Raw genomic sequence first — 13,557 nt, forward strand, 5'->3', positions numbered from 1 at the left:
GGCGATGGGATTTTCCTACTCGGTGCCATTGTGGCTACTCGGTTTGCCTGACCAGCAAGCGAGGTGTTTCCCATGAACCGCAAGCCCGTTTTCGATGCCGTCCGCCACCTTCTCGGGCGAGGATTCAGCCAGTCCGAAGTTGCCCAGCTCGACCGCTCGCTCGACGAGGCTATCGGGTCGGACGGAAATTTGTCCCTGGACCGTGTTCCATGTGTTCCAGATTTGAGGATCGGTCCGGCAGGCGTCCAACTCATCAAGCGGTTCGAGGGATGCGCCCGGCGTCGGCCCGATGGGCGGGTCGAAGCCTATCCCGATCCGGCCACCGGCGATGCACCATGGACCATCGGCTGGGGAGCGACCGGGCCGGACATTGTGCGCGGAACCGTGTGGTCACAGGACGAGTGCGATGCACGGCTGAACGATGACCTTGTGCGCTACGCCGATGATGTCCGCGCGGCGATCGGCTCCGCTCCGACAACGCAAGCGCAATTCGATGCGCTGGTGAGTTTCCACTACAACACCGGTGCGATCGCGCGGGCAACGCTGACCCGGCTCCATTGTACGGGCGATTATGCCGGGGCCGCAACCGAGTTCACTCGCTGGAACCGCACAGGCGGGCAGGTGATGCCGGGGCTGGTGCGCAGGCGTGCGGCAGACGCTGCGCTCTACCGTTCGGGTCAGTAGTCCTTGCTGATCTTGGCCACCGCGCTCTGGCGTCCGACCGTCGACACCGTCGCCAGCAGCGAGAGCCAGTTGGTCATGCGGAATTCGAGGTCGGTAGCGCTATAGCCCCGCCCGTCGGTGATGAGTTCAACATAGAAGCGCCGCCCGATGTTCTTGCCTAGCGCAATACCGGTCTGTCGATCGAGGGCCGGATCGGCGGGCACGATGCGCAGACGGTCGAGACCGATGGCGCTGCGCAGCTTGTTGATCGGGTCCATCCCTCCGCCCCCGCGAAGCGAGGCAACCGCTGCCCCCAGCTGCAAAGCGTCGGTGGCCGAAAGCGAGGTGATCGAACCGCCGAACAACAGGCGCGAGAGGATTTCCTCCTCGGGCAGCGACGGCACGGAATTGAAGGAAATAACCGGCTGCTGGGCATAGCCGGTCACTGTCACCGTGACATTGAGCCCGGTGGTGGAAGTGGTCGCGGCGATATCCAGCCGTGGGTTGACCGGCACGCCCGCATCGAAGGAGATAACGCCCTTTGTCAGGGTAAATCGCGTTCCGGCAAAGCTGTAGGAGCCGCGTACCACCTGTGCCTGCCCACCGATCCGCGGATCGGCAGTGGTGCCGCGCAGGCGGATGTTGGCGCCCCATTCGCTGTCGAGCCCGAGACCGCGCACGTCGATCCTGCTGTCTCCGCTGGCGTTGATGAGATAGCGCCAGCTGCTCGATGCGGTGGTGGTCGGGGCAACATCGGGCGGTACATTTATGTCGCGCGTCGCGATCTGCGGCAGCTTGTCGCTCGCCGCTGCATTGCCGAGTTGCCAGCTTGCCCGATCGATCGTCACCCGCCCGGCGATTGTGCCTCCGAGGCCGTTGGAGACGATCCTCAGCGGCCCGCTGATGGTTGCCGACAGCCCGTTGGCATCGAGCAGATGGGCATTGTCCGCAGCGATCCTGAGATCGAGTGTCGGCCCACGAATTTGCACGAAATCGCCGTTCACCCGCTCGCCCAGTCCGGCAAGGTCGACGATCCCGCTGCCCGTCACGGTGCCGCCATTGTCGGCCTTGCCGCTGAAACTGCTGATCGCAAGGCGCGAGCCGTTGAATGTGCCCCGCAGCTTGACGTTGTTGAGATTGGTGCCCGACAGCGCGCTGGACAGGTGGAGGTCGTCGCTCGAAACCGAGCCGCGTACCTGCGGATCGGCGAGCGTACCGGTAGCGTCGGCAGTGATCGCGACGGGACCAGTCATGTCAAACGCTTCGACTGCGGCCAGACGCCACAGGCTCTCCGCTGCGCCCTGATAGCGCAGCTGAGCGTAAAGCCGTCCGGCCCGCAACCGGCTGATCAGATCACCGTTCGCTGGAAGTCCGGAAATCTCCGCTTGCAAGCGCCCTTGCTTGATCTCCGAGTTCGCAAACACCGCGCGCGCCACCAGCCTGTTCGGCGTAAGGTCGCCGACCAGCGACAGATTGACCGGCTTGGACGACAGCACCAGCCCCGATCGGGTAAGGCCATCGATCTTGACCTTGGCGCTGCCTTGCGGGAGCGCACCTGCCGCAGCGCGATAATCCACGATGCCCGAAATAGCACCGCCCAACCCCAGATCGCTTGCGAACAGGTCGCTCAGCGACAGCGGCATCTTGTTGAGCTGAAGGTTCAGCGCGGTGGACCCGCCACCGAAAGTACCGCCCGCAATCAGTCCACCTTCCCCATAAGAGAGGAAAGTCGGCGCAAGCCTGTAACCGCCACCTTGCAGGCTGGTCAGTACCGCGCGGCGCGGCATGTTTATCTTCCGTCCGGCAAGTTCGCCACGCACTGCAAGGGCAATCTGCTGCGGGGCGATATCGGCGTTGAGGTCGATTGCAATGCTGCTGCCGCGTCGTCCAGCGACAGATGCGTCAATGTGGCCACGGCCATTGGTAATTTGCGCTTGCCCGGCAAAACGCCCGACAAACAGAGTGCCATAGGAAAGCCCGGCCCCACGCAAATTGCCAGTGAACCTGGTGTTGCCCTTTGCGATCAGGCCGTGACCGGAAATATCCGCCGTGGTGATGGTCATCGGCGTAGTGCCGCCGAAGCTGGCATTGCGCGCCTTGATCGCAACGTCGACACCCTGCCCGCCTTTAGCGGGTGCAAGGTCGATCGTCCCGTTGAGGCCTCCACCCGTCAGCGCCAAATTGCCGGTGGCGCCGCCGTTGCCGAGCACCACTTTGCCGCTGACATTGGTGTCACTGACAGTCAGCGTCTGGATGTCCAGACTCGTCGGCGCTCCCTTGGGCATCACCAGTCCAAGCGTTCCCTTGAAAGGGCCGAGAGTCGACTGGCCTTGGGTATCGATCTGGAAGCCATCGCCGCTGGGGGCGAGTGCCACGCGCACGTCGCGCAAACCGGCGGCAGGCAAAGGATTGGCGAATACCAGCACGGCTTTCGGCCCGGCCTTGGTGACGCTCGCCTGCACCGTGAACGCACCATATTGTGCCTGCGTGCCCTTACCTGCGATTGTGGTCGTGCCGCCGTTGACGCGGCCGTTGAGCTGCATCTGGAGCTTAGCAGCGTTAATTGTCAGGCGGTTGAAAGCAATCGGTGTCCCCGCCCCGAGACGCAGCCCGCCTCTTACCCTGATCGAATTGCCTGCAAGGTTCTCGAGCGTCGCGTTGGTGAGCGGCGCAATTGTGGCGCTGAGATCGGCTGCCAGCGACCACGGACTAGGCCCGCCAATTGTGGCACTGAAACGTGCGCCGCCGCTTGCATTGCCGACACTCGCCAACTCGAGCCGATTGGCGCTCAGCTTTCCGTCGACCTTGTAGGCACCGCGCGCCAAATCGCCGCGAAGCGCAATCTGCGCGGCGGTATTGGGGAACGTCAACCGCAGGCGATCGCTGGAAAGCTGTGTTCCGGCAAGCTGGATATCGCCGACGATCCGGCCGCGGGTAAGGCGCGGGTCGAGCAGCTTGTTGCCTGTCGCCACACGCTCGACACTAGCGTTGAGCGGCAAGCTCCAGCGTTTGCCGTCGTAGCGTGCGATGCCGGACTGTTTAAGCCCATCGATTTGCGTACTTCCCGAAACCAGACTTGCGATGTTCAAATCGTGGGTAATCGCCAGATCGCTGAACTTGCCGTCGGCAGTCGCCTTGAGTCGCATGCCCGCAAGCCGAAGCGATTTGGAGACCTGCAGTGGCTGACGCAGTCGCGCGTCGACCGCGAAGTCGCTCAAGCTGTTGTTCGCAAGATCGATCAGACCCTTCGCGTCGAGAGCAAGCCCTTTGCTGAAGACGGCGTATTTGCCGTCGAACTTGCGCTTGTCGATCCGCGCCGAGGCGTCGAGCGCAACCGTCTGCCCCAACAGGTTTGCAAGCGGTCCGCTGACAGTCTTATCGGGATGCAATTCGCCCAACAGCCGGAAGAGTCCAGCGCGGTTGGTCAACCGCATCGCCGCGAATTGCTCGGCATCGCGGCGCACCACCAGATAGCCATTCCACTGCTGCCAGTCGCCCTTGCCCCCGATAATCGCGCGATAGGCCGCCTTCGCGCCGAGCATTTGTGCCACCGGGCCGTCAGCTGCAGCCTGGTAATCCAATCCGAGGTTGAAGATATTGGCATCGGGCTTGGCGTCGAGCGCCAGCGAATAGCGATCGCTGCGACCGAATGTGCCCTTGGTATCAAGTATGAGGCGACGGTTGGCGACCTGCACCTGCGCGGTGAGATTGACTTTCTGCGCCTCGTTGCCTGCTATACCCTTCGCCAGCGTCAGATTGTCGATAACCAAGCGATCGATCGAGATATCGAACCCGGGCAGGAGCGGTTTATTGCTATTGCTCGGCTTGAAAGTCGGGGTGCGCAGAACCACCGCGCGATGCGCAGCGAAATTATGAATTTTGAGCTGGTTGTGGAGCCAGGCGGTCGGGTTCCAATCGACCTCGGCGCGTGGAATGCGCGCAAACACGCCCTTGGTGTCGGACAGGATGACGTCGTCCAGAACGGCACGGCCATAGAGGTTGCCGGTAATCCTCCCGATGCGAATATTGAGCCCGTTGGGCAGCGTCCGGCTGCTGATCTGATTGGCAAGGAAACGCTCACCCAGAGGAGTGTTGAGCACAACTACTGCCGCCACGATCAGCAACAGTATGGCAGCGATCGACCCGCCAATCCATTTTACGAGCCTGCGCGCTATGCTGCGCCCGCGTGGAGCCGGCGCTACGTTTTCGACCATGCCCTCCTCGCCTTCGGCCATCAGAAGGCCTGCCCCAGCGACACATATACGGCGACGAAACTGTCGGTCGGATCGGGATTAAGCGGGAAGCCCACATCGACCCGGAGAGGCCCAAACCCTGTTGCGTATCGAACGCCCAAGCCCGCGCCGAGCTTGATATCGTTGAAAGTCGGCGTGGTCGCAGTCGAGACCGAACCGGCGTCGAGGAAAGGCACAAAAGACAGCTTGCCGCCGAACAGACCAGTCTTGATCCGCGCTTCACCGGAGAGCTCGACCAACGAGCGGCCCCCGGTGGGATTGCCGTTTACATCCTTCGGACCGATTGCTTCGTAGCCATAGCCGCGCACCGACGCTCCGCCGCCAGCATAAAGCCGCCGCGATGGCGCAATTCCATCGAGCGGTGCCCCCTGGATTGTTGCCAACCGCGTGCGTCCGGCCAGAACCAGCCTGTCGCCAATCGACTTGTAATAGGAAAAATCGGCCTGGTTCCGGAGGTAGAAATATTGCGTACCTTGCGTGAAGGACGCCTCGGGCGCGAGAAAACCGGTAACGCGAAAACCTTTCGTGGGATCGAGCAGTGAATCAGTAGTATCGATCATAGCACGTCCATGAATGCCCGCGATGAGATAGCGCTGGCTCGGCTCGGGCACACCGGTTAAATCCTGGTTGCCTTCGTCGGTGCCGATTATCTCGGCGCCCAAGGCCCAGCTGAACGGCTTCTGGAAAAGCAGATTGGATTGCTTCTCGAAGTCGCCCGTCAGTGCCACGGTGCGCGACTTGTAGGCGATGTTGTCCTGCGTCTGTGCGTAGGCGTCGAAGGTCAGCACCTGATCGCGGGCGTGGAAATTGTTGAACTGGACAGTTACCCCGCCGAGTTGTTCCTGTGTGCCCGCGATGGCCCGGACACGCAGCAGTCCCTCCGGTTTGAAGAAGTTGCGGTTCTCCCAACTGACCGCAGCCTTGTACCCCTCTTCGGTGCCATAGCCCAGCGATCCGGCAATCGTGCGCAGCTTCGCCTTGCGCAGCCTGACCTCCACATCGACCACGCCTGGCTGGTCGCCTTCCGGCTGCTTGATCGCTTTGGGTGTGACCGTGACCGACGACACAAGGCCGGTCGCAGTGATTGCGCGGCGCAGATCGAATTCGAGACTGCGCTTGTAGGTGTCGCCGGGATGAAAACGCGCAATCTTACCCAGATGTTTGCTCGACAAGAAGTTCGGTCGGTTGCTCACCACCGAACCGAACACATACTTGCCCTTGGGATCGACCAGCATGGTCAGATCCGCCTCGTGGCTGGCATGATCGATCAACAGCTGCGGATCATCGATTGTCGCAAAGGGATAGCCGGTTTCGCCCAATGCAGTGTCGAGATTGGCTTGCTGTTCTACAATCGTATCGCTTTGCACGAAATCGCCGGACTCAATCTTGAACGACTTGCGCAGCTCAGGCCCGTCCGGCGCACTCATCAGTTTGCCGAGATCGATTGTGTCGTAGGTATAGTGCGGGCCGGGGACGATGTCGAAGCGAACGACGGGCTGCGCGGACGCCTGATCCTTGCCCGGTTCGAGATTGCCGATCGATCGGAGCACCTGTCCGTCATAATAGCCGTAAACGCGAAGCAGATTTTCCAGCAGCGTCTCATCCTGTCGCGCTCTTGCCGCCAACTGGCCCACGTTATCCGATTTGTCGTCAAGCTTCTTGATGGTCGACAGCGACGCGAAGCGTTCGACGAAGTCGTCGCGCTGCGAAAACGGTGGTTCCTTTTGCGGAAAGCCAAGCACCAGTCCCTTGGCCACCGTGTCGGTCGGCGCTTCAGAATAGCGCAATTGCGGGCCGGACACCTTCAGGTCGGCGTATTGAATGTCTTCCGGCTGACCGGGCTGCTCAATCCGCGGGATCGTCAAATCGTCCGGCCACGCGATCTGCGTTCCAGGTAGTGGACCAAGTGGTGTGGTTGGGTCGATCTCCGATTGGGCGATCGGCACCTGTGGCGCATCGGTGCCCTGCTTGGCCCATGCCTGCGGATCCTTGACCGCATTGTCGGGAATCAGGTCGTCGAGAGACGGCTGGCTTTCGGTGCTCTGAGCCGCCAGCGGTGCCAACGGCAACGCCAATGCCGCAATGCTTGCCAGTATCGAAGAAAAGCGGATTTCAGGCTGAGAAGCGATATTCGCTAGGAGCGCCATCCTTGCCCGGCAGCCCTTCGCGCTTGCGCTTGGTACTGGGCGCTGTGGCTGCGGCGATAAGCTGGGCCTGTTCTTCCTCGCCAATCCGTTCCCAGCCGCCCCGGCTGAGTCGCTCGAGCGGACGAAAACGCACCTTGTATTGCATGCGATCCGAACCCTGCACCCAATAGCCGAGATAGACATAGGGAATGCCTTGCTCAGCCGCCCGGCGAATGTGGTCCAGGATGATATATGTGCCAAGTCCAGAACGTGCCTCTAACTCAGGATCGTAGAAGCTGTAGATCATCGACAGCCCGTCGCCCTGAAAATCCGTGAGGCATGCGCCGACCAGCCGACCTTGCTGCGACCCAACCCCAGGCTCTCGATACTCTATGACATAACTTGAGACAGGAGAGTGTTCCACCATATCGGCAAAATCGCTCTCTTCCATCTGTGTCATGCCGCCGCCCGGATGGCGTACTGCCAGATAACGCTGCAGCAATTCGAACTGTTCCGGCGTCGCCCACGGGCGACATTCGGTAACGATCAAATCATCGTGCCGCTTGAGCAGGCGCTTCTGACTGGACGATGGTTTGAACTCATTGGCGACCACGCGAACCGACACGCAGGCGTGGCAATCGGTGCAGCTCGGTCGATAGGCCACGGTCTGGCTCCGCCGGAACCCGATCCGACCCAACGCTTCGTTCAGCTCTTCCGCGTTCTCACCGCGCAGTTCCGTGAAGACCTTGCGCTCGCTCCGCCCAGGCAAATAGGGGCAAGGTGCGGGCGCGGTCACGAAAAAGCGCGGAAATCGAATGGGTGCCGTCACGGCTTGGCGGGTCCTCTGTTTCTGGCCGGTGATTCAAGCTCACCGCTCGAAGAGGATTTATGCCTGTTTCGGGCAAGAGGTTAAAGACCCTTAACCACGATTCTTTGCAGTTCGTTTGCAATTCGCCGCAGCACTGCCTCCGCAGGGATGGTTAACCGGCCGAACTGTCACGCAAACGATCACTCTATTTCGAAACTCGACACTGTGTAGCCTTTCGCTCGCAGGGCTGCGACCAGCGCCGCGATTTGAGCAGCATCGCGTGCCTCGCATTCGATATCGGTGAACAGTCCCTTCGCCGGAAGCGACGTAAAAATGCGCTGGTGATGGATTTCGATGATATTCACATTGTGGGCGTCAAACTCGCGCATCACTTTGAACAGCGCGCCGGGGCGATCCTGCAGTTCGATCCTCAGTCGCGCCATGCGTCCGCTGCGCGCCAGATCGCGCAGCAACACATTCGCGAGCAGTCGCGTGTCGATATTGCCTCCGCAAAGCACCAGGCCGACGCGCTTGCCCGCAAACCTCTCGGGGTAGGACAGCACAGCGGCAAGACCCGCCGCACCGGCGCCTTCGACTACGGTTTTCTCAATCTGCAGGAGCAACGCCACAGCATGTTCGAGTGCGGGCTCGTCCACCAGCACTATCTCGTTCACCCGCTCGGCTATGATTTTAGACGTGAACTCTCCGGGTGCTTTGACCGCAATGCCTTCGGCAATCGTATCGCCGCCACAGGGTAAACTCGCCCCGTGGATACGATCGTACATCGAGGGAAACAGCCGCGCCTGAACGCCAACCACATCAATTTCCGACCGAATCGCCTTGGCGACGGTTGCCATACCGCTGATAAGGCCGCCGCCGCCGATCGGCACGACGAGGCAATCCAGATCGACGTCGGTTTCGAGCATTTCGAGTGCCACCGTGCCCTGCCCCGCTGCGACGATCGGATCATCGAACGGATGAACGAAGGTCAGACCACGCTCGCTCTCGAGTTCGCGGGCGTAGGCATAGGCTTCGTCGAAAGTTTCACCATGCAGCTCGACCTTGCCGCCGACACTTTCGGTCTGCATGATCTTCACCGTCGGAGTGGTACGCGGCATGACGATAGTCACCGGCACGCCCAGCCGCGTGCCATGATAAGAGAGTCCCTGACTGTGGTTGCCGGCCGATGCAGCGATGACTCCCTTGCGGCGCTGCTCATCGGACAATTGCAGCAGCGCATTGAGCGCTCCACGTTCCTTATATGCAGCGGTAAACTGCAAGTTCTCGAACTTCAGCCAGATTTCCGCGCCCGAAATGCTCGACAGGGTCTGCGAATGGAGCATGGGCGTCTTCACGATCGCGCCGTCGATCCGCGCGGCAGCGTTGCGCACATCGGAGAGGGTCAGCTGTCCCAGCACAGCAGGCGAAGCGGTTCGGGTTGCATTCATCGCCTCGCGCCCTAGGACGCACAACGTATCTGCGCAATCCGCAGTGAGCTCTTTACGCCAGCATTCACTATGCCCTAGGCGCATTCGGCGCCACTCTAACGTCCGGGACCCTAGCGCATGTTTCGCCTTATTATTGCGTCTATTGCGATGCTGCTTGCGGCAACGCCCGCTCTGGCGGACCAACTGATCGATAACGTCGATGGCATTCGGATTGACGAGCATGGCGCAATCGATCGCTTCAATGGTCTGTGGATCGATAACGACGGGCGCATCAAGGCTGTGTTGCATCGCGGGGACAAGCGCCCTGCCAATGTGACCTATGCTATCGATGAAAAGGGTAAGGTGATGATGCCCGGTATCATTGATGCTCACACGCATGTGATGGACGTTGGCCTGGCGGCCATGACACTCGATCTCAGCGACACCAAATCGCTTGATGATGCTCTTGCGAAGATTACCGCCTTCGCCAAGGCCAATCCGGCGCGCCCGTGGATCTTGGGACGCGGCTGGAGCCAAACCAGGTGGCAGCTTAACGGCTTCCCGACAGCAGCCCAGCTCGACTCAGCGGTTTCCGATCGTCCAATCTGGCTTGAAAGCGCAGACGGCCACGCTGGCTGGGCCAACAGCGTGGCCATGCAAGCTGCCGGGGTCAAACCCGGCATGTCCAATCCCAAGGATGGTCGGATCGTTCGAATCGGAAAGTCGATCATTCCTTCAGGAGTCTTTGTAGATTCCGCCATGAAGCTTATCGAACGGGTGGTGCCAAAGCCGCGCCCCGCGGAGCAAGATCTCGCGTTTGGCAACGCGCAGGACATCTTCCTCTCGAACGGAGTCACTGCCGTTACCGACATGGGAACCACTATAGAAGACTGGCAGGCCTATCGCCGTGCAGGTGATGCGGGGCGGCTCAAATTGCGCATCATGGCCTACGCAGATGGGCCGGATGCCATGGACCTTATCGCTGGATCGGGTCCTACGCCGTGGCTCTACAACGATCGTCTGCGCTTGGGCGGTGTCGAACTGAAACTCGATGGCGTATTAGGATTGCATAGTGCCTGGTTGAAGCAACCCTATGCCGATAACCCGAAGATCAATGGAGCGCGGCTGCTCAGCGCATCGCAACTACGCAACATAATGGTCCGCGCGTCGCTGGGTCATTTTCAGGTCGCCATTAATGCCGTTGGCGACGCGGCCAATGCCGATGCTCTAGACGCCGTGGCGGAGGTTGCGCAAAGCTTTTCCGGTGATTTGCGCTGGCGAATTGAGCAAGCACAGATCGTCGATCCGGCAGATATACCGAAATTCGGCCGAAACGGCATAGTCGCATCGATGCAGCCATTGCAGGAGCCCTCCGATCATGCCTTGGCCGAAGCACGCCTGGGTCCGGAGCGGATAGCCGGCGCTTACGCATGGCATGACATTGCCGCGACCGGCGCCCACCTTGCCTTCGGATCGAATGCGCCGGGGGAGTCGGTCGATCCCTTTGCAGGAATTGCCGCGGCAATCACCCGGACGAATGCCGATGGGGAGCCGTTTGGCGGATGGCAACCGCAACAGCGTGTCTCGTTCGAGCAGGCGTTCGCCGCCTACACCAGTGGCGGGGCACATGCGGGATTTGCCGAAGGCCGGTTTGGCAAACTTGTCTCCGGCGAGTTGGCCGACTTTCTTATAGTGGACCGTGACCCGACGATGGCCAGTCCGTCGCAATTGCGATCGCTCCGTGTTCTCGAAACATGGATCGGGGGTGAGCGCGCCTACCAAGCGCCTTGAATATAGCTCCCTTCACCGCAAACCCGGTGCGGTTTGAAGGAATTAAGTCACTGTCAACCAATGCCAGCTAGCTGGTAGTCCGGGCCAATCGAGGGAGTATCGATGTTTCGCAAGCTTGCACTAATTGGCTCGGCTTTTGCCCTGGCCAGCGTTCCGGTGGCTGGATCGCTTGCTGCACAAGGCCGATCCAGCGCTCCGGTGCATGGAGCCAATAGCCTTTCAAGACAGAATACCTTCGTTTTTCTGGGAACGATCGCGGCCGTTGCGCTGGCAGTTGTGTTGCTCCCGGAAGGAAACAAGAACCCGGTAAGCCCGTAGCTGTTGCCCTACAGATACATGCAAATACGTATGCACTCTGTGGGAAAAATTGGGGTTGCGCCGTAAGTTAGGCTGAAGTACCAGCGCACACGAACGAAGAAATAGCGTTCTCGAAGGAGATTGAAGATGAAGATTCGTACTCTTGCAGCCGCCGGTGCTGCCGCAGCCTTGGTTGCGACTCCGGTGGTCGCAGCTAACCGGACTGCTGCTCCGGTTGACGGTCAGTCGGAAATCGGTGGTTCGGGCTTAGTTATCGGCGTTCTCGCCGCTGCTGCCATTATCGCCGGCATTGTGATTGCTGCAGACAGTGGCAACAACAACCCGGTTAGCGCCTGATTTCAGGCTTGACCAATTAAACGGGAACGGGGCCATTTGGCCCCGTTTTTGTTTATGGAGAGAGTGTTCATTCAGTCTCTCAATGCCGATTACAAATTTTTAAATCAGTCGATCGATTGTCAGCCAGCTTGGCATCAAGCCATCGCCCGGCGAGTCTGATGAACAGCTGATGTGGGCGTCTGAACAAGCAACCAGCTTCAGTCTTTATCTTCCGGCTCAATGACAGTCGGCACCCCAGGCTTTTTGGCTTGTTGCTTGCGGTCGCGACGCTCAAGAACAAGCATTAGAATCATCGATCCTTCGAACAGGATGATGAGCGGCACGGCCAGCATCAGCTGCGACATGACGTCTGGCGGCGTTGCAATCGCAGCGACGACAAAGGCGAACACAATCATATAGCGTCTTGCGCCGACCAGCCGACTGCGTGGTACAATTCCAGCTCGGTTGAGCAGCAGCAACAACACCGGCAGCAAGAAACTGATACCGAATGCCAGGATGAACTGCATCACGAGGCTGAGATAGTCGCCCGCTGCGGGTAAAGCTTCGACCGACAGCCCGCCGACATCGCCCTGGAAGCCCAACATCCAGTGAAACGCCGTAGGCATCACGACAAAATAGGCCAGCGAACCACCCAGCGCGAAAAGGATCGGCGTTGCGACAAGGAAAGGCAAGAAGGCTTTCTTCTCGCGGGCGTATAGCCCGGGTGCGATGAACGCCCATATCTGGTTTGCGATAATCGGGAAGCTGATGAAGAAGGCGGCGAACAACGCCACCTTCAACTCGACGAAAAACTGCTCGTAGAGCTTCGTATAGACGAGGCGTCCCTGGCCCGGAGGGAAAGCCTGTGTCAGTGGATGCACCAGAAAGGCGAGGATATCGCGCGCGAAATAGAGACAAACGAAAAATGCCAAGGCGAGCGCAAACACTGCGCGCATAAGCCGGGCACGCAGCTCGATGAGATGGTCGAGCAGTGGCGCTTGAGTTTCGTCGATGTCCTTGATCATGCCCATCTCAAGATTTCGTTTCACCTGACTTGCTCAAGGGCAACTGCGGCTCATCGCTTTCCGTTTCGTCGGTGGAACTGACAGGACTTGCGTTAGACGTCGGAAGGGTTTCGGGTTGCGGGTGAGCAACTGCCGCCTGCGACGCCGCGGCGGAATCCCCGGCCCTGCCAATCGGCTCCATTTGAGGTCCATCGTCAGACGCAGGCATTTGCTCGTCATGCGCTTCGGCATCCGGGTGCTCCGCCATAATACGGGCGTTGCGCTCGCGCCACTCGCGCTCGATCTCTGCCATTTCCGCCTCCCGGATCATGGCATCGACCCCGGCCTTGAAATGGTTCGACATGCGCCGTGCTTGCCCGATCCAGCGCCCCAGTGTCCGCAAGGCGAAAGGCAAATCCTTCGGGCCGATAAAAATCAGCGCGATAATCGCGACCAGCAATAGCTCCGAGGGGGCGACATCGAACATCGAGGAGCGACCTCAGAAGCGCAAGAAAATCAATTGCGCCGTTCGGCGTGCTCCGCCGGCTGCGGATCCTTTGCCGCTTCGCTGGCTGGCTTGGCCTCGTGCTGTGGTCCTTCAATATGTTGCGAGGTTTTCTGCTTGTGCTCGTCCTCGTTCAGGCCGTCTTTGAAGCTTTTGATACCCTTGCCGAATTCGCCCATGATATCCGACACACGACCGCGTCCGAACAGGACCAGCACGATCGCCAGAACTACCAGCCAGTGCCAGATTGATAGACCACCCATAAGAAATCTCCGAAAGGCAGGTGCCTTTCCTGCGTTACTTTCACTTTCCTACCTAGGTGAGAAAAGCGGGAATTGCCAGTATCA

At 60.0% G+C, this 13,557-nt stretch carries 11 protein-coding genes; 4 read left to right on the forward strand and 7 right to left on the reverse strand.

Translation table 11 applies throughout. The features are described 5' to 3' along the window. Positions 1-72 precede the first annotated feature (72 nt). Positions 73-684 (forward strand): lysozyme, encoded by a 612-nt coding sequence (locus tag GRI58_RS01680; RefSeq protein ID WP_160751810.1) that lies wholly within the window; start codon positions 73-75, stop codon positions 682-684. Here the strand turns inward: GRI58_RS01680 and GRI58_RS01685 are convergent. The 4 genes from GRI58_RS01685 to GRI58_RS01700 all read right to left on the reverse strand — a co-directional run bounded on the left by GRI58_RS01685 (position 678) and on the right by GRI58_RS01700 (position 9,298). Next, the gene (locus GRI58_RS01685) at positions 678-4,898 is read right to left on the reverse strand and encodes a translocation/assembly module TamB domain-containing protein (protein ID WP_237452005.1); all 4,221 of its coding nucleotides are present in this window, start codon (positions 4,896-4,898) and stop codon (positions 678-680) included. The two genes, GRI58_RS01680 and GRI58_RS01685, sit on opposite strands and share 7 nt — an antisense overlap. Further along, positions 4,898-7,063: an autotransporter assembly complex protein TamA gene (locus tag GRI58_RS01690; RefSeq protein ID WP_237452006.1), complete on the reverse strand. Its 2,166-nt coding sequence runs from the start codon at positions 7,061-7,063 to the stop codon at positions 4,898-4,900. Before GRI58_RS01690 ends, GRI58_RS01685 begins: the two co-directional genes overlap by 1 nt. Continuing rightward, positions 7,029-7,871, reverse strand: a complete 843-nt coding sequence (locus GRI58_RS01695; protein ID WP_160751811.1) for an arginyltransferase — start codon at positions 7,869-7,871, stop codon at positions 7,029-7,031. The genes GRI58_RS01690 and GRI58_RS01695 overlap by 35 nt, the downstream gene beginning before the upstream one ends. 179 nt (positions 7,872-8,050) lie before the next feature. Beyond that, positions 8,051-9,298: a threonine ammonia-lyase gene (locus GRI58_RS01700; protein ID WP_160751812.1), complete on the reverse strand. Its 1,248-nt coding sequence runs from the start codon at positions 9,296-9,298 to the stop codon at positions 8,051-8,053. A gap of 117 nt (positions 9,299-9,415) precedes the next feature. On the opposite strand from GRI58_RS01700, the gene GRI58_RS01705 reads away from it, so the two are divergent. The 3 genes from GRI58_RS01705 to GRI58_RS01715 all read left to right on the forward strand — a co-directional run bounded on the left by GRI58_RS01705 (position 9,416) and on the right by GRI58_RS01715 (position 11,722). Further along, on the forward strand, positions 9,416-11,068 hold the full coding sequence (locus GRI58_RS01705) for an amidohydrolase (protein ID WP_160751813.1): 1,653 nt from the start codon (positions 9,416-9,418) through the stop codon (positions 11,066-11,068). 102 nt (positions 11,069-11,170) lie between these two features. Next, a complete protein-coding gene (locus GRI58_RS01710) occupies positions 11,171-11,386 on the forward strand; it encodes a hypothetical protein (protein ID WP_160751814.1) in 216 nt (71 codons plus the stop codon). 126 nt (positions 11,387-11,512) lie between these two features. Then, positions 11,513-11,722: a hypothetical protein gene (locus GRI58_RS01715; protein WP_160751815.1), complete on the forward strand. Its 210-nt coding sequence runs from the start codon at positions 11,513-11,515 to the stop codon at positions 11,720-11,722. 197 nt (positions 11,723-11,919) lie between these two features. Here GRI58_RS01715 and tatC read toward each other — a convergent pair whose 3' ends face one another. The 3 genes from tatC to GRI58_RS01730 are packed head-to-tail and all read right to left on the reverse strand — an operon-like array spanning position 11,920 to position 13,473. Then, entirely contained in the window at positions 11,920-12,726 is an 807-nt protein-coding gene (gene tatC, locus GRI58_RS01720) for a twin-arginine translocase subunit TatC (RefSeq protein WP_160751816.1), read from the reverse strand. 7 nt (positions 12,727-12,733) lie between these two features. Continuing rightward, positions 12,734-13,192 carry a Sec-independent protein translocase protein TatB gene (gene tatB, locus GRI58_RS15825; protein ID WP_160751817.1) on the reverse strand — a complete coding sequence of 153 codons (459 nt, stop codon included), beginning with the start codon at positions 13,190-13,192 and terminating at the stop codon, positions 12,734-12,736. 29 nt (positions 13,193-13,221) lie between these two features. Beyond that, entirely contained in the window at positions 13,222-13,473 is a 252-nt protein-coding gene (locus GRI58_RS01730) for a twin-arginine translocase TatA/TatE family subunit (RefSeq protein ID WP_160751818.1), read from the reverse strand. Positions 13,474-13,557: the final 84 nt, after the last annotated feature.

Origin of the sequence: Qipengyuania algicida, from assembly GCF_009828025.1 — a bacterium.
Lineage (GTDB): Bacteria > Pseudomonadota > Alphaproteobacteria > Sphingomonadales > Sphingomonadaceae > Qipengyuania > Qipengyuania algicida.

Excerpts from the sequence above, each read along its gene's own strand:
- GRI58_RS01680 (WP_160751810.1), top strand. The coding sequence starts at position 73 with ATGAACCGCAAGCCCGTTTTCGATGCCGTCCGCCACCTTCTCGGGCGA.
- GRI58_RS01685 (WP_237452005.1), bottom strand. The coding sequence starts at position 4,898 with ATGGCCGAAGGCGAGGAGGGCATGGTCGAAAACGTAGCGCCGGCTCCA.
- GRI58_RS01690 (WP_237452006.1), bottom strand. The coding sequence starts at position 7,063 with ATGGCGCTCCTAGCGAATATCGCTTCTCAGCCTGAAATCCGCTTTTCT.
- GRI58_RS01700 (WP_160751812.1), bottom strand. The coding sequence starts at position 9,298 with ATGAATGCAACCCGAACCGCTTCGCCTGCTGTGCTGGGACAGCTGACC.
- GRI58_RS01705 (WP_160751813.1), top strand. The coding sequence starts at position 9,416 with ATGTTTCGCCTTATTATTGCGTCTATTGCGATGCTGCTTGCGGCAACG.
- GRI58_RS01710 (WP_160751814.1), top strand. The coding sequence starts at position 11,171 with ATGTTTCGCAAGCTTGCACTAATTGGCTCGGCTTTTGCCCTGGCCAGC.
- GRI58_RS01715 (WP_160751815.1), top strand. The coding sequence starts at position 11,513 with ATGAAGATTCGTACTCTTGCAGCCGCCGGTGCTGCCGCAGCCTTGGTT.
- tatC (WP_160751816.1), bottom strand. The coding sequence starts at position 12,726 with ATGATCAAGGACATCGACGAAACTCAAGCGCCACTGCTCGACCATCTC.
- tatB (WP_160751817.1), bottom strand. The coding sequence starts at position 13,192 with ATGTTCGATGTCGCCCCCTCGGAGCTATTGCTGGTCGCGATTATCGCG.
- GRI58_RS01730 (WP_160751818.1), bottom strand. The coding sequence starts at position 13,473 with ATGGGTGGTCTATCAATCTGGCACTGGCTGGTAGTTCTGGCGATCGTG.